A 22,859-nucleotide genomic window follows, 5' to 3' on the forward strand; every position below is an offset into this window, starting at 1 on the left:
CGCGCCGGTGCATGTCCTACATAGGCAGCTTGTCACATCATGCCAGAGGGCTTAGGCGCAAAAACATGGCAGACGAGCTTTCCGCAGGCCCTGAAGTGGGCACCGCTCCCGAAATGACACCCCCGGCCAAAAGCACCCGGTTCCCTCCTCGCGGCGTTCCGGTGATCACCGGCGTGAACCGCACTGGGCTGTTCGCACTTTATATGAAGGAGGTGCGCCGCTTTCTCAAGGTCCAGACGCAGACGATCTGGGCACCGGCGGTCACGACGCTTTTGTTCTTGGTGATTTTCACCGTCGCATTGGGCCGTGGTGGTCGTGAAGTGCTAGGCGTGGACTTTGCAAGCTTTGTCGCGCCGGGTCTGATCGTGATGGGCATGATGCAAAATGCCTTTGCCAATTCTTCGTTCTCGCTGCTCGGCGGTAAGATCCAAGGGACGATCATTGATTATCTTATGCCGCCGCTTTCGCCAGGAGAATTGATGACAGCTATCGTTGGCGCAGCTGTCACGCGCGCAATCATGGTCGGCGGCGCCGTTGCGCTCGCTATGCTGCTGTGGCCGGGCGTTTCACTGGCTGTAGAGCATATGTGGGCAGTGCTTTGGTTCGGTTTGATGGGGAGCGTAATGCTCGGCCTGATAGGGCTCGCGACTTCTATCTGGGCGGAGAAGTTTGATCACAATGCCGCCATCAGCAATTTTATCGTGGCCCCGCTCTCGCTGTTGTCGGGCACATTCTATGTCATCGATAATCTGGCCCCTGCATTCCAAGCAGTGAGCCGCGCCAATCCGTTTTTCTATGTAATCTCAGGTTTCCGATATGGGTTCCTGGGGCAAAGCGACATTGGATCAGATGGGGCGGTTGTAATCGCCGCGATTGGCCTTGCAATCCTCAACGCTGTGATCGCCATTACCGTCTATATGGTTCTGCGCAGCGGCTGGAAGCTAAAGAGCTAAGGCCTATCAGTGCGTCAGCGAGCGGCGCATACGATAACGCCCGTCTTTGAACTGCTCAAACAATTGCGGCACCTTGGGGTGGTCGATCGGGCCGCCATCCATGTCAGCAATCAAGTTGCCCTGACTGACATAGGCGACGTAGCTCGATTCCTCATTTTCCGCGAGCAAGTGGTAGAACGGCTGATCGCGAGGTGGGCGGATCTCTTCAGGAATTGCCTCATACCATTCTTCACTATTGGCAAAGACCGGATCGACATCGAAGACGACACCGCGAAAATCGAACAATCTGTGCCGGACCACTTCACCAATTCCAAAGCGGCTGCGAATTTGGCGAGGAGCATCGATGGTGCGTCCTGCCTGACTTGAGAAGAAGTTCGCGCGTTCCATAGGTGTAAATATGGACCTTCGCTTCCGCAAAACAAGCAAATCAGGCCACACCCGCCCCAGATATGCCCGCATTTTGTCTGCATTCTGGTCTTGGCAAGCAAGCAGGGCTGAGCTAACTGGCGCGCTTCCTGACGTCAGATTGACCAAGACACAGCGACTTTCGCCGTTTGAAAATGCGGACGAGCGAAATCGCGTTCAGGATTGCGGAGAGATGCCGGAGTGGTCGAACGGGGCGGTCTCGAAAACCGTTGTGCTCTCACGAGTACCCAGGGTTCGAATCCCTGTCTCTCCGCCACTTAGCCCCTTAAAAAATGAGGATTTCTGGCGGCAAGGCCGTTCCCGCGAAGGCTTCCCAAGGAGGGTTTATCCTTACAATATTCGCGCATGGTCCGAAGAAGTGAGATCAACGCGATCGTAAGGTGGTTCCAACGCGCGACGGAGCGTCAAGCGCTGCTAGAGTGTCTTCATATATGCTACGATCGCCCAACGCTCCTCAGGCGTGAAGGCATCCGCACCATAGACATGACCCATGTTGCTGTTGCCTTGTTTGCGGGTGTCAAATTCGAAGGTGGTGCCATCGCTTGATGGTTGTGAGGCAAAGCCCACTTGCTCCGCATCGAACTGGGTACTTCCAACCCAGAAAGTCGTCTCACGCTCTGCAGGCGGCAGAAGTAATTGATACAGTGTGCGAACTGAACCATTATGCAGGTAGGGGGCAGTGGCCCAGATACCGTCCAAAGGGCGTGCTTTATACTGCAATGCTTCCATGCCAGCGGGAGTGTTGATCTTACTTCGGCATGTCTGCTCAAAACTAGGCGCGGACTCGATAAAGACTGGTTCATCAAAACCCGGATCAACGCCCCACAGGTTCTTTAAGGCTTCTGCTGCCAATTGGCTGACGCGATCCACCATCACGCCCTTCACAGCCACTTCTAGCATAGTGCCAACGGCTTCGTTCTCCATCAGCTCGCGCCCACCGACCAATTCGGTTTTTGTATCCATCATGGTCGCGGTCAAACTGGTGTACAGCATCGCATTGCACGCCATGCCCATGTCAGTGAGATTGTCTTCCTGCACCATCGACGCGAATGTCACGTTGACTTCGGTTCCGCCCTCATCGTTCTTACGACCATCAACAAAATGGCATGATGCACAATTGTCAGCAAACAGTACTCTGCCAGCGTCAACCTGATCTGTGTCCACTGCGAGCACCATATAGTCTGACAGTTTCGGTGCGGTCAGAGCGCCGACTAGTTCCTCAAACCGCATAAGATTGTTTACTCTAACACTTGAAGCATAGTTCGGCCGCTCGCCGGGGCGCGGAGTGATTGACAGATCGCCAAATACGCCAAGAACTTCACCGGCATTGCGTCCCAGCGCACCGTAATCAATCAACTCATCATTTCCGACGGGCAGCGGATTGTTCAATCGCGCATTGGCTACGCGCCCATTCCATTGGACTGTGTTTTGATCCTGAATACCCCAAAGGAAAGGATAGCTCACAGGTGCATTGGAAGGATTCTCAACCCCCTGCGCACCAGCAAACATCGTGATCTTATTGTAAATATGGCCAAACGCATCGACTCTAGAATAGCCATACCTTGGCCGATCATCACCTTGCGGAAAGTTTCGCTCTTCAGTCAGCCTTTGCCACCCGATCAGCTGTTCGAGCGCTTCAGCAAGCTTGTTTCTGTTTTCCTCATTGTTGGGCTGGTCGCTGGCCGCAAACACCGCATCAGCAAAGCGCGCAAAACGATCTGGATTGTTTTCCGGTTTCGTGTGTTCGAGCGCGAGATCGAGGCGTTCGACAAAACTCTGATAATCCAAGCGTGCAGGAGCACCTGCAATCAGACTGCGCTGCCCATCAACTGTTACAACACCTGAATGACACGCTGCGCAGTTGAGGCCGATCCACGCCTCTGGCGCAGTGCCCGTTTCCTCGTCGAAGGTTTCCGACTGTCCTTCATACCAACCCAGTCTTGTCTTGTTCAGTTCGCTCTCGTCCTGGCAGTCAAGCGCCATACCAATGGGGTAAGACAGCGCGTCATCGGTCACAAAACCAAAGCCAGCCAAATGGGATGGATCAGCGAAATCGCCGCTTTCGCCCTCAGGTCGCTCTAGAGCATCAAACCAAGCTCGTGGAAGCAGGCGTGAGCCTTGCGATTGCTGCGCCCAATTGAGCATCTCTTCGGCATCCAAGCCGTTTTCCGCAACATTTTGAGCCAAGGGTGTGTTCGACAAGGAGCAGCTATTGGCGGCACTTTGCCCTGAGTTATCAAAAAGGTGGCATCCGCTAAGGAGTATGACGGATGCTAATGCGGATGAGGTTCGCAGATGTCTCATGCTGAGCCCTCCGGTCCAAAGCGAAGTCTAAACAACCAGGATAGGTTGCCATCTTTGTCAGGCACTGGTCCTGACATACCCGATGGCAAACCGGCCATTTCGATTGGGTTCAGAACATTTGAGCCTCCGAGCCCTTCCATCAGATCCCAAAGATCCAGTGCATCAGGTGGCCGAGTGGTTTGTTCAAACAGACGCCGCTCAGCCGCCGTCATTTCCAGGTTCTCAATATGCTCAACGATACGGCTAATGCGGGCACCCTCATTCGCGACCCAATCGATCTCGCTGTTATCGGATGCGTTGCGCCAAACTCTGCCAGACTTAAGCAGAATGCGCCCATTTTCATTGCGGGCGGGCACACCTGCATGGTGCAGCGCAGCCATTTCCCACTGATCATTGAAAACGGGGCTTCCTGAAGAACCCGGCTCGGTGTCAGTTTCGTAGTGCAGAAAGTCTCCGGGAATATCGAGTATGCGGTTCTCTCGCACGCTGACACGCATGCGCTCGCCTCGTGGGTGTTGGATGATGTTGACCCGCTGGCCTGCAACTGCCTTCCCCGTTGCAGGAATTAAGGGGCAATGCCCGCGCGAACGCAGGGAAATCCCCGCCTCGTTTGTCGTCTCAACAGCCACGAGCGTGAAATCAAGATCGGCATCTGTCATAAAGAATTCATCGGGCTTCAGCTTGAAAGAACGGGCCTCCCTCATCCCGCCAACAGATGTCAGATAGCCAAACTCAACCATCGAGTTTTCCGCCGCCGCTGCATTTTCCAGAACATGATTGTTAGTCAGAAACAGTCGGGGAGAGACCAGCACACCGGAACCGAAACCTTCGCGCTGGGATGGAGAGGAGAAGATCAAAACCCTGCCTACTGATCGCGCCGCGATCAGGCCGCGTTCGAAAAAGACAATGTCCGTTAGTTGGTCTTCATTCAAAATGCGTTCGAACACTTCAGGTTCAATCACATCCTTGTCGGCGAGCTTCTCGGCCTTTTCATAAAGGCCAAGACTGTTCATCCTGTTCTGAAGTCTGGCCTTGCTATCGATCGCGGTCCAGTCGACGCTGTATGCCTCAGCGGTTCCGATTTTCTCAAGCTCATAGATGCGCTTTTCGCGCTCATCTTCGTGCTTGCTCCAGCGCGTGGCCGCGCGCTTCCACTGCGTCTCCAAAGATACCATATTCCCCTCCAAGGTGTCGTTCCCTGCAAATCTGACAGTGCGGCCCGAGAAAGAAATCTGCTTTTTTGATTTAGTCTGATTTTTGAATTGTATAACAAAATTACGATCATTTATAGTTTTAAATTGAAATTCGAAATCCCTGTGAAAATCTGATTGTTGTTAGACTTGTGAGCTAACGAAATAATCGGAACTTGTCATTCCACTTCGCTTTTTACTCAATTGTTTGTTATGGTAACTCTGAGAGGGGCCAAAGCCTCCGCAATAGGTCGCTGCACTGTTGACGGAGAGACTGACATGGGCGGAGAGACCGAGCGCGTTGAACGAGCGCTTGCAGCCATAGAACGTGTAATGCGGATATTTGTGTTCGAGAGGATCGTTTATCTTCTCGGCGCGGCTGCCGGGATGGGGCTTCTCCTCTACGCCGTTTATAAAGCAATTGAAGCAGATCAGGCAGACACCGAATTTCTTGGTCTGGTTTTTGGCTCAGGCGGTCTTTTCGCGATCACCGGTGGGGCCGTTCTGCTGTTGCTGAATCGGAGTTTTTCGCTTCTTCGTGAGGTCCTGCTAAGTCAGGGAGGTAGCGAGTGAGCATCTCTGACGAACTCCTTGAGAGGGTCGAACGCACTGAACGCATGACGCGCCTAGGACGGCCGATCTTGATTCTGGGTATAGCAGCGGTTGTTGCCGCGCTGCTTATCCTGAGTTTCTACCTGAATGGGCTGCGCGAAGAGGCTGAAGAAAAACGTGCGCTGGCCGAGGAGGCGCATAACGAAACATCGGCACTTGCCAATTCCACAGCAGCCACACTCGAAGCCGTAAAGTTCGCCTTAGAAGATGAGAATATCCAAGAAGCCCGCGAGCTTCTCGAAATTTCGATTGATCAACAAGAGGTCGCAGCAGAGCGCACGAGCGACATTGTATTGGCAAACTCGGAGCAAGTGACAGATTACCAAACAAACTCTGGCGTAGTTCCGCAGACGACCATTGCACCCGAGGTTGAGCGGGCTCTTGCGATCAGAGCGCAAACTTCGCCATCTGTCACGATTGCTAGAGCTCCACGGCAATTTTCGGACAAGCTTGTTTATGTTCATTTCGCTGGCGCGCTTGAGCGTACTGAAATCATTGATCTTCAAATTGGGCTCAAACAGGCGGGATGGAACATTCAAAGCCCAAGCGGTGAGCGAGTGAAGACCGCTCCCAACCAAAATGAAATTCGCTACAATCCGACGGATGGAGGCGCGAGCGCGCAAGCTCTTGCAGACGCAATCAACGCCCAGAACCTCCTCAATCGAAGAGTGGTCATCAAAGAATTCGACGTGATCAGACCGGGTGTTCTCGAAGTCTGGTTATCCCAATAATGCGCGTATCGGAGGACGAGATGAAATCCCTTATCCTTGCACTACTGAGCCTGCTTGCTCTTTCGGCTTGCCAGCATACACCGCCCCTTACTCAAACCAGTGAACGATGCGAGATTAAGCGCTACGTCTTGGAGCAGCCGCTCCCGGGTGAGAGTGAGATGACCAGCATCCTTGGAGACAGGCGGGGCGATATGCTCTTGCTCTCTGGGGGCAGCCAAAATGGTGCTTTCGGTGCGGGATTTCTGCAAGGCTGGCATTCGACTGGTGATATGCCAGAATTTGCACTGGTAACTGGCATTAGCACTGGAGCGCTGCAAGCGACGGGCGCATTTATTGGCAGACCTGAAATCACGGTCGACGGCTACACGATCAATGACGAAGGAGACCTCCTCGAGACATATGTGAGCGGGTCTGCATTGGATGAAGGTTTCGGGCTGGGGCCGGCATTAACCGCGGTAAGGAATGGGGCAATTGCGGACCTCATTCCTCTTCGCAAACGACTGGATGAGATTTTGACGCCCGCGGTTTTGGAGGCCGTGGCGGCTCGATATAATCCGACTGGCAGCGGAGCATATTTGCTGGCGGGGGCAACAGACGTGGATTTGGGCCGTGCTGTCGCGTTCGATATGACAGAGTTAGCCAGCAGATACGCCCTGCAGCCCGAAGGCAGCGAAATGAGGGCTCGCCTCAAGGAATGCTATATTGAGGCTCTCTTGGCTTCGTCGATTGTTCCGCCTGGTGCGCGACCTGTGTTTATCGACAACCGCATGTATGTTGATGGCGGTGTCCGCTACGCAGTTTTTGATGACAGAATTGGTCAATTGCTGCTTGACCGTCAGCCTGATCCTACGCTGGAAGAGATTGGCCCATCTCTCTACATTGTGCTGAACAGCGACGGTGCATCAAAAGAAGAATGCGCCAAAGTCGATCCCGCCAATTGCACGCCGATCTCTTCGACTATTGGTCAACGCGAGGATTGGGATTTGTTGGGGCTCGCATTCCGATCGCTCGATCTGTTGACCGATCAAGTCCAGCGCTTGTCCATTGCGCGAGCGGCTGATCGGGCTGAGGATTTGCCTGGCCAAATGTTCTTTGTCCGTATTGGAGAGCAGGATTTGGAAGATCCGCAATTTGCGTTTCAGCTGCCGGAATTCGGGACGGCGCGCACATGTAATGAATGGCTTGCAGAAGATGACGCGATTGACCAACCGCTGGAGTTCCACAAGCGCTACATGCGATGCTTGATTGAATACGGCAAGGTTCGCGGTGTTGCACAGGACTGGGATATTGGGGCTCGTTAGGAACAGCATCCGCCATTGCAATTAGCGTGCATCGCAACGACCAAACGTGGGGCACGCATTGGACTACCAGCGGACAATCCGTGTCTGGCGATATTTGGGCATGTGGCGCGAGCTTACTCAGCTGCTGTTTTGCGAGAATGAGCAAAGCCAGCCAACCCGTCGCTGTCCTCTTTGCCTTGGCTGTTGCAGGCATAGCGGCAGCATTGGCTTCCAATTCGTATCAGGAGAACACAGTTATGAAGAAAATTGACCCGAGGCTTTTGGCTGAGATTGAGCAACGCAGCGATCCGTCTGCCGATGACCAGACAGCAATCATCATCGCCCTGCGCGAACCAATTGATGAGCGGATTGAGGCGGAGCTCAAGAAACGGGGCATGACCATCAATAGCATTCTTGGCGACATCGTAACCGGCGAAGCCGCCTACTCGCAGGTTTCGCAGATTGCCGCCTACGATCAGGTCATCAAAGTTGAAGGTTCAGGAGGTCTCTTTGAAGAAAAGTCAGACTTTACAGAATAGCCAAAACATTATCTCCTAAATAAGTCCGATCCATACAATCTTAAGGGTCAAACTAAGGTATCTTTCAATTATCGAATCAATTTAGATAGATTAACTATTTAGCTAAAACAGACTTATTGGGTCGCGCCATAACTTTTCTCTTGGACAGGAAGTAATGTCATGACCAAACTCGACCCACAACTTCAATTTCTTATCGATGGTGGAGCTAAGCAGCTCGAAGAAACCGAAGAAACTGCGCTGACAAAGCGGCGCTTCGGTATTGGCCTAGGTTTGGCCGAGAGCGAAGAAGTCGACAAACGCAAATCGGCTGAAAAGGTATCCGTTATTGCGCTGCATGATGGAGACCACGACGATCTCGCCAAGGCCGGTCTCGATGTACAGACGATCGCTGGCGACGTTGTTTCCGGCCTCATCCATCTGAAAGACGTCAACAAGCTCGCTAAACTGGCCGAGATTGAGCGCTTGGAAGCTGCCCGTCCGATGCATGCTGAGCTTGATCGCTCGATCGTCGAATGCCGCGCGGATGAAGTCCATACAGGCCCTCCGGGTCGACGCGGAGCAGGTGTAATCGTTGGTATTTGCGACACCGGATGCGACTTTACACATCCTAGTTTCCGCAACGCTGACGGCACAAGCCGGATCTTGTTTATCTGGGATCAAGGCTTGCGCCCGCAAAGCGGCGAAAGCTCACCCAGCGGCTTTAGCTATGGTGTGGAATACAACAAGGTAGACATCGACGCAGCGCTTGCGACAGCTTCTCCCTTCAATTCAGTGCGTCACCGCGATCCAGGCGGACACGGCTCACATGTCGCTGGCATCGCTGCAGGTGATGGTTCTGTCGCGGGCCAAGGCGAACCCGCTAACACCTTTGTAGGAGTGGCACCGGAAGCTGATCTCATCATTGTAGCTGTAGCACCCAATGGCAATGAGGGGCTTGGTACGTCGGCCAGCACACTCGACGCGGTCAACTATATGTACCGTCGGGCAGAAGAACTGAGCCGCCCCTGTGTTGTCAATATGAGCCTTGGTGATAATCTCGGGCCTCATGACGGAACCAGCTTGTTGGAACGCGGGCTCGACAACTTGCTTGGCCGCAATGGTCGGGCGTTCGTCAAATCTGCGGGCAATGCAGGATTTGCGCGCACGCATGCACAAGGCAGCTTTACGGCGGGCCGGACTGAGACCGTTCGGTTCAATCAGCCTGCCGGAGACGGAACGCCCAACCAGATCGATCTCTGGTATGAAGGGAGCGATACTGCCAGCGTCTCAATCGTTGATCCAAACGGCGACTCTACACCAGTCATAAACGTTGGCAGCGCGCAGACCACCACTTTGCCTTCAGGCAACATTGTACGCATTGACCACCGCGACGCCGATCCTTTTAACGGCGACCGCCGGGTCTTCGTCACACTGTTGCGCGGCACAGCCGGATCTATGGCCTCAGGCAACTGGAGCATCCGGTTACGTGGTATTTCGGCCGCGAGCGGCGGGCGATTTGATGCGTGGATTCAACGCGGACGAGTTGTCCCCGCGTTCATCGCACCTCATGCAAGCGCTGCGATGACCATTTCGACACCAGGTACTGCGCGAGAGGTGATCACAGCGGCAAGCTATATCACGCGTGGCTCAGGTGTGGGTGGCTTGGCGAGCTCATCGAGCCGAGGGCCAACGCGAGATGGGCGTGCGGCTCCAACACTGGCGGCGCCGGGACAGTTCATAATCTCTGCCGACGGTGAAAGCTCACGCGGTGATCCGTACAGGTCCACCGGCGGTACATCGATGGCTGCGCCGCATATTACAGGCACCATCGCGCTGATGTTCCAGAAGAACGCAGCACGCAATCAGGAGCAGATCCGCAATTGCCTAATCAGCAGTGCGGCCCAAGATGCACAGACTGGTCCTGTTCCCAATACGGCTTGGGGTGCAGGTAAACTCGACACGAAAGAGGCGGTGGATTGTGTTCCAGCGGCCGGAGTCAGACCGCTTCCGTCTTTGGTTGGACCAGCTTGTCGACCATCGGTGGTCACAGCCTGCCTCAGTGTACCACGCACATCATGCAGCATCCGTCCGACCGTAATCACTCGGCTTTGTAACACTAGACCGTCGGTTCCACGCATCACCTGTCTCCAGTCTGTGGTGCGGTGTCCCACAATTCCGATTCAGAATTGCCAAACGCGCCCAAGCGTCGCGATAAATTGTCGGTCAGTCTCACAAAGGTGCCCTTCTGTGGTCGACGGATGCCCGTCCACACCAGGCGGCTGCCAATTCGTTAGCGTTGCCCGATGCCGCCCCGGTGGTGGTTTCCGGATCCCTGGTGGGCGGTTCGATCCCCGGCTTGATCCTCGCATAAATCCACGTCGGGGTGGGTTCTCGCGATTTGGCCGCGATTTCGACGAATTCGATGAAGAGGATTTCGGCAACGACGAGGAATTCGGGTATGATGAGGAGTTCGGTTTCGACGACGAAGACGAAGCAGCGGCGATGCAGCAGGGCGCCACAATCAAACCTCAACTTCCTGACTCCGGCTATTACGAATATGATGAAAGCTGGTTCGACTTCGCCGAAGAAGACTTCGATGAGTTCGACTCTTGAATGAAAGCGCGCCAGACGAAGTGACGCAAAACTCCATTGTCGCCGGTCTTGTTCTCGATGCGGGCAAAGCAGAAGAACTGACCGGCGACAACTTGGTGTCGCGAGCGCTCTTGGCCGAAGCGCTGAGCGCTCGCGATGTTGTGGAACGCGGCGTTAGCATCGATCTGGTCGGGCGCTCGCATAATGTGTTCAAGGTTTCGATTGCAGACAAACCAGCGTTTTTCGTTAAGCAGTTTGGTCCAAACCGGGGCGAGACTGATGGCGATCCTTTGGCAGAGGCGCGCGTTATTGCGCTGGCTCGAACACGCCCGAAACTTGCGGGTTTCGTTCCCAGCCGGTGGCCATGGAAAGCAGAACGTGGAATTGTGGCGACGCGCGCCTTTTCTGGAGAGGAAGCATGGCGGATTGATACAGAAGGCGGAGGTGAAAAAAGCTTGGAGCAAGCGTGGAGTGCTCTGATCGAAGGACTTGTTCCCCCACTTGCGGTTTTTCACCGGCAATTACGCAGCGCAGCGAGTCAAGGTACCGAGGGCGGCTTTACCCGAACGGTTCCCTGGCCGCTGCGTCTTATGGATGAAGACGCCTCGCCCGAACTGTGGCAGTCGCCTGCTATCGGACACCTTTTGACCAATGCCAGCAGCGATCAACGCCTTGTGGCGGGACTGCGCCGCGCGCGCGGGCTTTGGCGGGAAATGACGGTGATCCATGGCGATCTCAAACACGACAATGTTCTGGTATCGGCCGAAGGGGTGATGGTGGTCGATTGGGAGATGGCGCGCATTGGCGATGCCACCTGGGACCTCGCGACGCTCGCCGCACGATGGGCTGCAGTGAAGCCGGATGCGCGGAAGTGGGACGAGTCAGATCTTGAGGCCATGGCGCTACTTCTCAACACATATTCAGACGCGAGCGGTCTGGATACACGCGCCCTTGCTCCGCGCCTTGTCCACTATACCGGCGCCGTCCTCTTGCAGATGGCGGTCCAAAATGAATCCGTGATGGCTGATACCGATGAAGGCAAAGGCAGCAATGGATTGCTTAATCGCTCGCGCCAGTGCTTTGCCCACGCGCGAAAGACAATCGACTGGTTGCTGGCGCACTGAATGTTGACAAGCGATTCCAAGATCGAAGACGCACGCCAGCTGGTGGAGGGCGGTGCGACAGCGGATGCACTGTACGCTCGCTGGTTTCACACAAGCGATGATCACGGCGCGAACTGGCCTTCAACGGAAAGCTACTATGCCGCCATTCATGACCAACGCCGCTTCGAGCCAGGATGGTCAATTAAAGACACTGTGAGAGATGTGCCTGGTGCGATCATGGTTGCGCGTGGGAACGTCTCGCGAATGGCGCTGCCACTGCAGTACCGTTTGGCCAATTCTCGAGCGCTTGTACCGGAGCGTGGCGCGGAAGCCATTGTGGACGCGCTCGCCGCTGGCCCTGCCGAAGGATTTTGGCACATGTGGTCTCCGTCTTGGCAGGCACAGAGCCCCGCAAACTACACCCGCTACTATTTCGACGTGATGCCGCAGAAAGCCCGCGCCTTCGCCGCCGCCCTGGTAAACCACGCGGACCTTGATCAGGCGTGGTCTGCAAAAATCCTAACTGGGCCTGTTGAACAGGTACGCCATGATGCTGCGGTGCTTTATGTGGAGCAGCTCGGCGCCGGGCCGCCCGCATGGGTCAGCGACTTGATCCAGCAGGCTGGTGGCATGTGCGGTCCACATCATGTTCCATTTGCTACGCCACTTGCCCCCGGCATTGCCAGCGCGCCCGATCCGGGAGGCGGCATCAGCTTTGGTCAGGCGCTGTGCGAAGCCCTATTCGATTGCCGCGACGATGTCGGTGACAAGGTGCGTTTTCACACAATTGCGCGTCAGCGGATTGCCGCTCTGGGAGGGTATCTAGAATGACGCAAGTGCTTGAGAAACTCCGCGCAGACAGCTTGTCATCATGCGCCGCTTCGATCGCACAAACGCTGGTTGATGAAGCAATATGGCACGAGGGTCGATGCACATTCTATGGGGCAACGCCGCCGGATAGTTTGGGCGCGCCGCCACGCTACTGTTCATGCGCTGGCGACGCGTATGAGGGGACCGCTGGAATTGCTCGGTTTTTGGCCCTGATGGCCGCGCGCCGGGATGTAGCGGGCGCTCGCGAAACTGCGCTTGGCGCCCTGCGCCACGCGACGGAATCCGATGCCAGCCAAGGCGACAATACGTCGCTGTTCAGCGGAGAGCTGGGTACTGCGCTAATCGGCAGAGAGATCGCGGATATGCTTGATGAGCCGGCCCTCGCAGAGCAATCGGATAACTTACTCGAAGCCTGCGCAAACAGCGCTCTACAAGTCGATGGAGGACTGGATTTTCTGAGTGGCACAGCCGGCGCATTGGCCGGGATCGCTTCGGCCATCGCCTCCGATCCCGCGCTCTCTCATCTTACCAGCGTGGCGCTTGATGCAGGCGATGCCTTGCGCGCCATGGCGCGAGAACACGATGAGGGCGCCGACGGTGTGACTGGGCTGTCTTGGCCGATGTATGTTGGCGGAGAGGATCATCTATGCGGCCTTGCGCATGGCGCATCGGGATTTGCGCTCGGCTATGAGGCTCTTGCGCGCATCGATCTAAACGGCCCTTGGCGCGACTATGCACGTCAGGCACGTACTTTTGAGCGGGGATTTTACTCGCTGGCAAACGGGAGTTGGGCTGATCTGCGCCGCGACGATGAGGCGAGCTCAGATTCTGAGCCAAGCTATCCGCATATGTGGTGCCATGGTTCGATCGGGATCGCCGCTGAACGGCTTGCTGCCTCCCCTTGCGACACAGCCGCACATGCAGACGCGATCGCCGCGCTGGCGGGCATAGAGCGAAATGCGCGGGGACTACTCCTAGCGCCGCGCGGACCGGGTTCGAGCGATGCGCTGAATGGTTGCATCTGCCATGGGCTCGGTGGGGTCATAGATCTTTTGATCGATGCGTCGCTTTACAGCGAAAGCGCGCGCTCGCTTGAGCTGGCTCGGCAGCTCGCCGATATCTTGATTGATGGCGCTGATGAGGGCGAAGGCAGGCTCTCGCGCTGGTGGCGCTCTGGTGTCCCAGGAGGTTTTGCGACGCCCGGCTTGATGCTTGGAAAAGCAGGGACAGGTTGGACATTGATGCGACTATCAGAGCCACACGATATTGAGAGCGGGTGGCGCTTTGGTGCTTATGGTCTGAGGAAGAATGACCGCAATGCGTCACACTCTTAGGCGGTAAGCAACTATCAAACTCTTGAGACGAAAACGGGTAGGGCAAATCATGGGGCTTTACCCGAAGCTCAAATGCGCAGAAGGTAACGTCAAGACAAAAGCAACGCGGTGATAATGCTGAGAACCACTTGGCCTGACACCGACGAATGCTGTTTGGGAGAGATTGATGGCCGAAGCGACTTTGGATGCACCGACAAGGGCTGCACTTCCTGCCTCCGATGGTTTCGGAACGCCTGGCTACCGTGCCTATGTTTTGAGCGCTTTGCTGGTCGTCTACATATTTAATTTCATTGACCGGACAATCATCAATATCCTGACTGAGCCAATCAAGCTTACCTTTGGGCTGGAAGATTGGCAGATGGGTTTGCTTGGCGGGCCAGCCTTCGCCGTCCTCTATACCTTCATCGGCATCCCAATTGCGCGCGGGGCAGAACGGTATAATCGTGTGCTGATTATCGCGACTGCTGTCGCGGTCTGGAGCCTGTTCACGGCTCTGTGCGGATTCGCGATGTCTTTCATGATGCTGTTCCTTTTCAGGATAGGTGTCAGCATTGGTGAGGCGGGTTGTACGCCTCCCGCCCAGTCTCTGATTGCGGATTACTTCGTTCCGTCTCGCCGCGCGACCGCGGTCTCGGTCTACGCTTTGGGTGTCCCGCTCGGCGGAATGCTCGCTTCAATTTTTGGCGGTCAGCTGGCCGGATTGGAAGGCGCGCAATATGGCGTCTTTGTGAACTCGATTGGCATCGGTCCACTGTTTGGAGATCTGGACTGGTCACAAGTGGAAGGCTGGCGGGTCGCGTTTGTTGTCTGCGGAGTGCCCGGCCTGCTGTTGTCGCTAATCGTTTGGCGCACCATTAAGGAGCCACCGCGCGGTTATACCGATCCCGCTGCGCTCCAAGGGCTGGAAAAGGCAAGCTTCAAAGAAGCACTAGCCGTTCTAGCTAAGAAGCCAGCTTATCGCCACGTTGTGTTCGGCGCGACGCTTGCCTCTTTCGTTGGCTATGGGGTGGGTCAGTTCACGACTTCGTTCCTGCTGCGCACGCATGGTCTTACGATCCAACAGGCATCTTTGCTTTACGGGGTTGTGCTGGGTTTAATGGCTGCGGTTGGCGTATTCAGTTCCGGCTGGCTGGCTGATAAGATGTCCAAAAGGCATCCCAATGCCCTCTCATGGCTGCCTGCAATTGGAATGGGGGCATCAGTGCCGCTTTACGCGTTTGGCTTTCTCATGCCCAATCTTTGGCTTGCGGTGCCAGCGCTGATGATCGCTGCGATGATTCACTACTTCTACCTCGGGCCAATGTATGCTGTCTCGGGCGGGGTCGTTGACAGCAGGATGCGCGCAACGTCGGTGGCGATCACACTGTTTGTCGTCAATTTGCTAGGCTACGGCCTCGGCCCACCGGTGATCGGCGTGCTCTCGACGATGCTCAAAACCATGTTCCTCGACGGACAAGCACTCGGACTGACGCTGGAGACATGCAAGCCGCTCTTGTCGCTTGGAACAGAGGCGAAGGCGCTGCTCAGCGGTACTGAGCTCGCAGCTATGGAAGCTTGTTCCAGCGCGGAAGCGCGCGGGCTTCAGTGGTCGATTGTGATCTTCAGCTGCATCTATGGCTGGGCCGCCCTGCATTACCTTCTGGCTGGCCGAACGCTCCAGCGCGATATGGTTGCCAATTCCGCCGACTAGTGGACAATTCTCGGGCTGTAAGCTGACGAGCCATATTTCGAATATGTCACTTTGAAAGCGGATGTTCGCAAGTGTCCGATACTGCGGGTTGGAAGGCGCTTAGGTTTGTGCGCTCATTGCGCGAGCAGCCTGCATGCCGTGGTGGTGGACGTTATGCGGAAACTACACATTGCATGCAGTCTCAAATTTCTTGCAGGAATAAACGATGCTCGTGTCGTGTCGCTTGAGCTCGACCATGCTCATCAGGTTTTTCTTCGCCCAGTCTTCGTACCATGCGAGCGTAGGTCCTTGGACAATTAGGAAATAGTCCGTCACGCCGGAAACGTGATAGGCTTGCTTGACGTGGTCATCGGCCTGCATTCTGCGGTCAAACTCCGCATAAGCTTCGGGTGTGTCGGTCTCAAATGTGACACTGACGATGGCAGTGATACCCACAGCATCGCTGCGCAACATGGCAACATCCCGGCTGATAATCCCTGTCTGACGCAGCGTCTTAAGCCTACGCCGCACAGCCGAGTTGGATAGACCAACCTGATCGCCAATTTGTGCATGAGTAAGTTGGTTATCGCGTTGCACAATATTGAGTATTGTGCGGTCGAATTCATCGAGTGTCATGGCGAATTTCGTAGCTACTGAGGGCATTAGTGCAGTAATTCGTACCTAGAGTGGCGAAAAAAGCAAAAATTAAGTGTTACGGTCCTGCTACGCTTAGCGGATGGAGGAATTGCAATGCTGTTGAATTTCCAAACTGTCATCGCTGCTGCAGCGCTAGTTGCGACTGGCCACCCAATGAGCGCGTCGCACCCCTTAGATACGCTTCTCGAGAAAGAGGCTGCGATTGGGATTTGGCTGTCTGATGGGTATGGAATTCTCCTTGAAGTCCGCGATGGCGGCCAAGACATCCGAACCTATGACTACACCGATCAGGCATGTGTCGAGACGACAGGAGGCGAGACCCATTTCAATTACTTGAGGCTGGGACGATTCAATCAGGATCACACTCTGATGGAGCTACGTACTGCAACCGACCCCTATGACATGCGCTTCCACCGATTGGAGGCGTTGCCGCAAGTTTGCCAATCAGATTGGGTAGGGCAGCCGAATGAACAGCTTGAAAGCTTCGATGCGTTTGTAAGCTATTTTCAGAATCACTACGCCTTCTTCGACGTGCACAATCCCGGCTGGCTTAGACAGGCCGCCCGATTTCGCAGTCAATTGGGCGAAGAACCCCAGGAAACCGATATTATTGAAACGATGATCGGACTGCTTTCAACACTCAAGGATGGTCATGTCAGCATACGGGCGGCCGTCGATGGAGATGAAGGTGAGTTTATCGCCTACCCTGGTCCGACATTAAGCGCAGTGCAGCAGACCTATTCGGGTGAGGGGAGCCCGATGGCGGCTTTTGGTCGTCAATACCTGAGGACAGATGTCGAAGACACAATATTGAATGGACAGCACCACAATGCGGTAAATGAGCGGATCAAATATGGGCTCACTAGCGATGACATCGGCTACATGGCTGTCATGTCAATGGGTGGCTATGCTGCTGCGCCTGACGCATCAGAAGATGAAGAACTCGCCGCCATCAATGACGCGATGGATGAGGTCATTTCCTATTTCCAAAGCGCTGGCGTCAAAGCGGTGATTGTCGACATCACCGCAAACCGGGGAGGATATGATTATTTGGCAAGAGAGATTGCTGCGCGGTTCGCCAGCGAAAAAACGCTCGTGTCCAGTAAGTTTGCTGGCGATGCAGAAGACCAAACGCCACAACCAATGTACATTGAGCCGGGCGTTCGCCCTAGTTTTACAAAACCGGTTTATCTGCTCACCAGCGATGTGACTGTAAGTGCGGCCGAAGTTCTAACGCTCGCGCTTCGCGCTTTGCCAAATGTGACACATGTTGGCGCAACAACTCGTGGTGCGTTTTCCGACGTGCTTGAGAAGAGGTTGCCAAACGGGTGGATCGTGACGCTTTCGAATGAGGTCTATCTCGACCATGAGGGTATATCTTGGGAGGGGAAAGGTATTCCGCCAGAATACGAATGGCAGGTGTTTGATCCATCCGACCCATTCGCGGGACATACGCCCGCCGTCGAGCAGACAATCGCACTGATCGACACGCATGTGAGTAACTGACCCAAAGCGACTACGACGGGCCATAGTGCAAAAATGGGAGCATTCGGCGTGGCTAAGGCTGAGCGAGAGGCACAGCGATGTTGTTGATTGACGCAGTTTTCCGGTTCGGGGGAATCGCCTTGCTTGCGCTAATCGCAGTGATGAGTTGGCAGCATCTATCATACTGGCGCAGCGCGCCATATTTGATCGCCGCCTGCCTCAGCGTAGGTGCGCTTTTCTTGGGCTATTCAATTCCCGAGTTCTTACCTCCTGAGCCGGTTCTTGCGATTGTGCGGTTTCTCGATATGCCGCACCTCCCGCTCGTTTGGTTGTTCGCGATCAGTATTAGTGCAGCGGATTTTCGGTTGCGGCCATGGCATGTCGCTGTCTGCGTTCTCTATTCGGCTCCGATCCTTTGGCCGCGGCTTGCCTACTATAGTGTCCTGCCCGAACCCCCTGTTTGGCTGCTGATCTATGGAGCCATAACCTCGCTCGCGCTGATGACCCACCTAGTATGGGTGTCTTACGCTGCTCTGAAAGAGCAGAATGCGGCGCGCCCTAGCCTCCCAATGATCGGCTTTTTTGCCATCCTGTTTTTCGCAACCGTCGGAGCGGCAATGGCGGAGTTGATCCCCGATGGCACGTCGCTGAGCCGCCATACGGCGAAGATTATCGCGATTTTCCCAGCGATTGCTTTTGGTGCGGTATGGATGCTCCGGTTTCGCTCACCTGCACTTGCTGTCTCAACTCTGTTGAAGCCGGCCAATAACCTCTCTCCCAGAGAACGTGATCTGCTGGAATTGTTGCAAGATCGCATCCTTCATCAAAATGGCTATCGCGATCATGACTTAACAATGCCTGTGCTCGCGCAGACTTTGGGAGTTGGCCAAGATCGATTGCGAATGTTGATCAACCAGAGGCTCGGCTATCCCAATTTCAATGCGTATATCAACGCCATTAGGATTGAGTCAGTGCGCCGCGATTTCGCAAAACTAGAGGCGAGCGAGCAACCGATACTAACGATTGCAATGGATGCTGGCTTCAAGTCAATATCGGCTTTCAACCGGGCATTTAAAGCCGCAACTGGTGAGACGCCCAGCCAATATCGGGAGCGATTGAAAGAAGATGCGGCTTTGCCAAAAAATCAGGAAGGGTTTTCGGGAAATCAGTAAGACGCTGCGTGACTGATCCATTAGCCACTTTGGCCGAAACGCGCCCGACGGCGTCGCACGGCTGGAGAAACTACGATGCGGCTACTCCCTTTCATCTTTGCTTTCTTCGCGATTTGGGCGACCCCACTTTCGGCTCAGCCGCGCAGTGCCGATGCAGAGCGTGTCATTGCGCGATTGATCGATGCCTATGGCGGCGATGCGCTACGCGAAATGGAAAGTGTGTCGATTGTTAGCAATCGCCGGCTTGGGTGGCTGGGCCAAGGTCAAACAGCCGCTTTTGTCGAATTTGGACCCGATCGATTACGCAAGCATTTCGACCTGAAAAACGAGAGCGGCAGCGTTGAAAGATGGACCCTGCAGAATGGCAACGTCTATCACAACAGGTGGGTGGTTGACGGTTCGACTGCGCAGTCTCTCGACTATTTTGAGATGACATCAACTCCCAACGCAGAAGCCGGGTTCTGGCAATGGTTTAGCGGCGATTTTCGCAGCTCTGATGCTCTGATGGCCTATCGGCTCGCGACCTCTGAAATAGCAGTACAATTTGTTGGCTCGGAGAATTACCTCGGTGAAACGCACGACAAGCTAACCTTCTCGATCCTGCCCGAAACGCTTGAGATGACAGTCTTTGTTTCGCGCGAAGACGGTCTAATCCGGCGTGCAACAATGCCGCGCGAGATTGGAACAGTGAATTTCCTATTTGGCGCACATCGTACCGTTAGTGGGGTCACTCACGCGTCGGAAGTGCAGATCTTTGTCGATGAAATTTTAACAGAATATGAGTGGGACCTCGCCTTCATGCCGAATGCGAATGTTAACCAATTGATCCCCATAGAGAACGGTTTTGTCGCCCCGCCGCAGCCGGTCGAACAATCGGAAATGACTGTTGATCGCTTGGGCGACGGTGTGTTTATTGTAGGTAGAGAAGACTACAGCCTCTTCGCGCTGGACGTCGAAGGCGTGATTGCAGTGAATGCCTATGCTGGCATCGCTGAGCGGCACGCGGCGTTGAACGAATATTTGGGTGAACAACGCCCACTCACGGGATTGATCGTTACGCATCATCATACGGATCACATGGACGGGGTAGATGAAGCTGTCGAACTGGGTGCAACCCTGTTCGTGACCAGCGAGACGGATGCCGTATTGAAGGTGCGAGAAGACTTCGCGGTGGATGCAAATATCGTCGTCCTCGCAAGCGAAGATACAATTGGACCGCTTTCGGTTTTTGTGCGCCCTACATCGCATGCGGTGCAAAACGCCATTGTCTATCACGCTGGAACCAAGACCGTGTTCCAAGATGATCATTATCACGGTCTAATTGCCGACGGACCCAGCCGCGTTCAGCCGTCTGCAATTGAGATGCATCAGGCTGTTTCGCAATTGGAAATTGACGTTGACAGGATCGCCTCAGGCCATGCTCGCAAAGCCGAGCGCTGGGATGTTTTCGACGCAGCCGTCAATACAGCTGGGGCGGGGGATTTGTGCCCATCAGGGAGGGAGATTTGTCAGGTTTTCCGATCACAATGACGAAACTGCGCGTTGCTTTTTTGGCGACAATGACGACGCTGGGCCTTGCCGGTATCACCACTTTTGCATTGGCTCAGTCCAACGAGCCTCAGCATGGTGCTTGGGGAATTGAGACAGAGAATGTGAGCGCGACAGTCGCACCAGGCGACGATTTCTACACCTATGTGAATGAAGGTTGGATCGCGAAAACAGAGATTCCGCCCGAGCGTTCCTTTCTCTCCGAACCTTGGGTCGCGCAGTATAAGATCTATGATGATCTCGAAAGGATGTTCGCTGACATTCTATCGACGCCGCGCGGTGATGCCGGAAGCGCTGAAAGGCGGCTTCAAGATCTTCATCGAAGCTTTATGGATGTGCAGCGGGTTGAGGACCTTGGTCTTGCTCCAGTTCGACAAGGCTTGTCTGCCATCTCGGCTATCGAGACGCATGAAGGTGTTGCGCGCTTCATGGCTGATCCGATGGCCCCGTCGATATTTCAACTGGTCGTAAAACCCCCGGTCGATATGCAGGGCGGGTACGTTCTGTCGATTGAGCAGTATCGCGTCACCGGCCTTGGTCTGCCGGGACAAACCTTTTACACAAGCGCGGAGGAGCCTTTTGCCGGGCATCGAGCCGCTTACCAGGAATACGCGTCGAGCCTTCTGAGCCTCGCCGAAATCGAAGGCAGCGCTGCGCACGCCGCACGCCTCGTCGATTTAGAAGTTCAGTTTGCCAATGTGATGTGGGATTTCGCGCGGCTACGCGATGCTAGTGCCGCTTTCGATCTTATTACTGTGGGTGAATTAGAGGCCCGCGCACCGGGCTTTCCGTGGAGAGCATATCTGCAAGCGGCAGGCCTTTCAGACATAGAGCAATTAAACATTGGCATAGGAGCGCTAACCGAAAGCGCCGCTCTATTCGAAGAAGTTCCTGTATCGGCATGGAAAAGCTACCTCTATTTCCATTGGATCAACAACCACGCTGACTTTCTGCCTGAAACGTTTGGTGAAAGCCGTTTCGAGTTTTACGACAAACGCCTGTCCCGTGCCGAAGCGCGTGCAGACCGCACTGCCCGCGCGATTGAATTAATTCAAAGTGAGCTCGGCTGGGACGTTGGATCGCTCTATGTAGCGCGGCATTTTCCGGAGAGTAGCACGGCGCAAGTGCTAGAGATTGCGGAGTATGTTCGCGCAGCTTTCAAACAGCAGCTTCGCGAAACCGACTGGATGGATGAGGTCACAAGAGCGGAGGCCTTAGCCAAAGCAGACGCGATCATTTTTGAAATGGCCGAGCCAAAAGAGCGCATCGATTTTTCGCAAGTCTCTACGTCTCCCGATGATCTTGTTGGCAATGTCCGTGGCATTCGGACGGCCCAATGGAATGCAGCCAAAGACAGGATCGGCATGCCCATATCGCGATGGGGCGATTGGAACATGTACCCTCACCGGGTCGGCCTTGGCTTCCATCAGCAATACAACAAAATTTTTATCACCGCGGGCGCGCTTCTGCCTCCGTTTTTCGATGCCAATGCAGACATAGCGGTCAACTTCGGATCAATCGGGTCTACGATCGGGCATGAATTTGGTCACTCGCTCGATGATCAGGGATCAAAATTCGACAGTAATGGCGCTTTGCGTGATTGGTGGTCGCCCAGTTCAAGGGCCGAATATGATCGGCGAACACAGCTGCTGATTGAGCAATTTGCTCGGTATGAATTGCTCCCTGACACACCACTCAAATCTGATCAGATGATCGGCGAAATCGTGGGTGATCTGACGGGCGCGCTGATCAGCAGGCGCGCATATGACTTGTACCTTCAGGATCACCCAGAAGAGGCTAACAAGGTGCTGGATGGGTTCACTGGCCCACAGCGATACTGGTTGGGCCTCGCTCAGAAAACGCGAATGGTAGCGCGCGATCCAGCCTTGCGAGAAATGGCGATGTCTTGGGCGCAGCCTGCACCGCCACACGGTGTGAATGGCGTAGTCACCAATCTAGACGCTTGGCACACCGACTTCGCAATTCGTGATGATAGCGCGCTCTACAGGCGTGAAGCTGAACGAAATCCGCTCTGGTAAATCGCCAATTTTTGGCACGAGGACGAGACATGACGAGCTTCAACTGGCTATTAAAGAGTTTTTTAGCCGTTTTCGTGGCGCTGATTGTGACATCTTCTGTTGACGCGGCTGAAGTGACAATCAGCCGCGATTTGCAGGTTGAAACGGTTGATGGCCGGATCCTCGATTATACAATCGAGATGCCCTCAAACACTGATCAAACCGTTCCCCTGCTGGTTGTGATTGATGGTTCGGGATGTGTGGGCATAAACGCGATGGGTTTGCGCAATTGCTTTCACCTTCTGAGTTTCCGGACAAAGCCTATGCAAGGCTCGTGGTCGGGAAATCTGGCGTTCCAGCGGACAAAGCTTCCCTTGACGACTGCTCCTCCGAATTCTTGCAACACTATGCGATAGATGATCGGGTCATGGATCAC

Annotated in this window: 18 protein-coding genes and 1 tRNA gene; 15 read left to right on the plus strand and 4 right to left on the minus strand. The window is 54.7% G+C overall.

Annotated features, from left to right (window positions below; all coding sequences use genetic code 11):
- Positions 1-65: 65 nt before the first annotated feature.
- Positions 66-953 (plus strand): ABC transporter permease, encoded by an 888-nt coding sequence (locus tag AC0V6N_RS02355; protein WP_486169987.1) that lies wholly within the window; start codon positions 66-68, stop codon positions 951-953.
- A gap of 6 nt (positions 954-959) precedes the next feature.
- On the opposite strand, the gene hspQ is transcribed toward AC0V6N_RS02355, so the two are convergent.
- Positions 960-1,340 carry a heat shock protein HspQ gene (gene hspQ, locus AC0V6N_RS02360; protein WP_486169988.1) on the minus strand — a complete coding sequence of 127 codons (381 nt, stop codon included), beginning with the start codon at positions 1,338-1,340 and terminating at the stop codon, positions 960-962.
- 205 nt (positions 1,341-1,545) lie between these two features.
- Here hspQ and AC0V6N_RS02365 point away from each other — a divergent pair.
- A tRNA-Ser gene (locus tag AC0V6N_RS02365) sits at positions 1,546-1,635 on the plus strand.
- Between the two features lie 158 nt (positions 1,636-1,793).
- Here AC0V6N_RS02365 and AC0V6N_RS02370 read toward each other — a convergent pair.
- Both AC0V6N_RS02370 and AC0V6N_RS02375 read right to left on the minus strand, forming a co-directional pair.
- On the minus strand, positions 1,794-3,581 hold the full coding sequence (locus AC0V6N_RS02370) for a di-heme-cytochrome C peroxidase (RefSeq protein ID WP_486169989.1): 1,788 nt from the start codon (positions 3,579-3,581) through the stop codon (positions 1,794-1,796).
- A gap of 98 nt (positions 3,582-3,679) precedes the next feature.
- Positions 3,680-4,858, minus strand: a complete 1,179-nt coding sequence (locus tag AC0V6N_RS02375) for a trypsin-like serine peptidase (RefSeq protein ID WP_486169990.1) — start codon at positions 4,856-4,858, stop codon at positions 3,680-3,682.
- 294 nt (positions 4,859-5,152) lie between these two features.
- Between AC0V6N_RS02375 and AC0V6N_RS02380 the strand changes: the two genes are divergently transcribed.
- The 9 genes from AC0V6N_RS02380 to AC0V6N_RS02420 all read left to right on the plus strand — a co-directional run bounded on the left by AC0V6N_RS02380 (position 5,153) and on the right by AC0V6N_RS02420 (position 15,564).
- Positions 5,153-5,446 (plus strand): hypothetical protein, encoded by a 294-nt coding sequence (locus tag AC0V6N_RS02380; protein WP_486169991.1) that lies wholly within the window; start codon positions 5,153-5,155, stop codon positions 5,444-5,446.
- Positions 5,443-6,216: a hypothetical protein gene (locus tag AC0V6N_RS02385; protein WP_486169992.1), complete on the plus strand. Its 774-nt coding sequence runs from the start codon at positions 5,443-5,445 to the stop codon at positions 6,214-6,216. Before AC0V6N_RS02380 ends, AC0V6N_RS02385 begins: the two co-directional genes overlap by 4 nt.
- Positions 6,217-6,344: 128 nt before the next feature.
- Entirely contained in the window at positions 6,345-7,517 is a 1,173-nt protein-coding gene (locus AC0V6N_RS02390) for a patatin-like phospholipase family protein (RefSeq protein WP_486169993.1), read from the plus strand.
- Positions 7,518-7,753: 236 nt separating this feature from the next.
- Complete coding sequence (locus AC0V6N_RS02395) at positions 7,754-8,035, plus strand: hypothetical protein (protein WP_486169994.1); 282 nt, start codon at positions 7,754-7,756, stop codon at positions 8,033-8,035.
- A 159-nt stretch (positions 8,036-8,194) separates the two neighbouring features.
- Entirely contained in the window at positions 8,195-10,627 is a 2,433-nt protein-coding gene (locus tag AC0V6N_RS02400; RefSeq protein ID WP_486169995.1) for a S8 family peptidase, read from the plus strand.
- Positions 10,624-11,730 (plus strand): phosphotransferase, encoded by a 1,107-nt coding sequence (locus tag AC0V6N_RS02405; protein WP_486169996.1) that lies wholly within the window; start codon positions 10,624-10,626, stop codon positions 11,728-11,730. The genes AC0V6N_RS02400 and AC0V6N_RS02405 overlap by 4 nt, the downstream gene beginning before the upstream one ends.
- Positions 11,731-12,540, plus strand: coding sequence for a T3SS effector HopA1 family protein (locus AC0V6N_RS02410; RefSeq protein WP_486169997.1), 810 nt, complete (start codon positions 11,731-11,733; stop codon positions 12,538-12,540).
- A complete protein-coding gene (locus AC0V6N_RS02415; protein ID WP_486169998.1) occupies positions 12,537-13,874 on the plus strand; it encodes a lanthionine synthetase LanC family protein in 1,338 nt (445 codons plus the stop codon). The genes AC0V6N_RS02410 and AC0V6N_RS02415 overlap by 4 nt, the downstream gene beginning before the upstream one ends.
- A gap of 166 nt (positions 13,875-14,040) precedes the next feature.
- Positions 14,041-15,564 (plus strand): spinster family MFS transporter, encoded by a 1,524-nt coding sequence (locus AC0V6N_RS02420; protein WP_486169999.1) that lies wholly within the window; start codon positions 14,041-14,043, stop codon positions 15,562-15,564.
- Between the two features lie 162 nt (positions 15,565-15,726).
- Here the strand turns inward: AC0V6N_RS02420 and AC0V6N_RS02425 are convergent, their stop codons facing one another.
- Entirely contained in the window at positions 15,727-16,179 is a 453-nt protein-coding gene (locus tag AC0V6N_RS02425; protein ID WP_486170000.1) for an Lrp/AsnC family transcriptional regulator, read from the minus strand.
- Between the two features lie 114 nt (positions 16,180-16,293).
- On the opposite strand from AC0V6N_RS02425, the gene AC0V6N_RS02430 reads away from it, so the two are divergent.
- From AC0V6N_RS02430 to AC0V6N_RS02445, 4 genes are all read left to right on the plus strand, one after another.
- The gene (locus AC0V6N_RS02430) at positions 16,294-17,706 is read left to right on the plus strand and encodes a S41 family peptidase (protein WP_486170001.1); all 1,413 of its coding nucleotides are present in this window, start codon (positions 16,294-16,296) and stop codon (positions 17,704-17,706) included.
- A 77-nt stretch (positions 17,707-17,783) separates the two neighbouring features.
- Complete coding sequence (locus AC0V6N_RS02435) at positions 17,784-18,857, plus strand: AraC family transcriptional regulator (RefSeq protein ID WP_486170002.1); 1,074 nt, start codon at positions 17,784-17,786, stop codon at positions 18,855-18,857.
- Between the two features lie 75 nt (positions 18,858-18,932).
- Positions 18,933-20,387, plus strand: a complete 1,455-nt coding sequence (locus AC0V6N_RS02440) for an MBL fold metallo-hydrolase (protein ID WP_486170003.1) — start codon at positions 18,933-18,935, stop codon at positions 20,385-20,387.
- Complete coding sequence (locus tag AC0V6N_RS02445; RefSeq protein WP_486170004.1) at positions 20,384-22,444, plus strand: M13-type metalloendopeptidase; 2,061 nt, start codon at positions 20,384-20,386, stop codon at positions 22,442-22,444. The genes AC0V6N_RS02440 and AC0V6N_RS02445 overlap by 4 nt, the downstream gene beginning before the upstream one ends.
- Positions 22,445-22,859: the final 415 nt, after the last annotated feature.

The sequence above is a fragment of the Erythrobacter sp. S57(2025) genome (genome assembly GCF_057365055.1).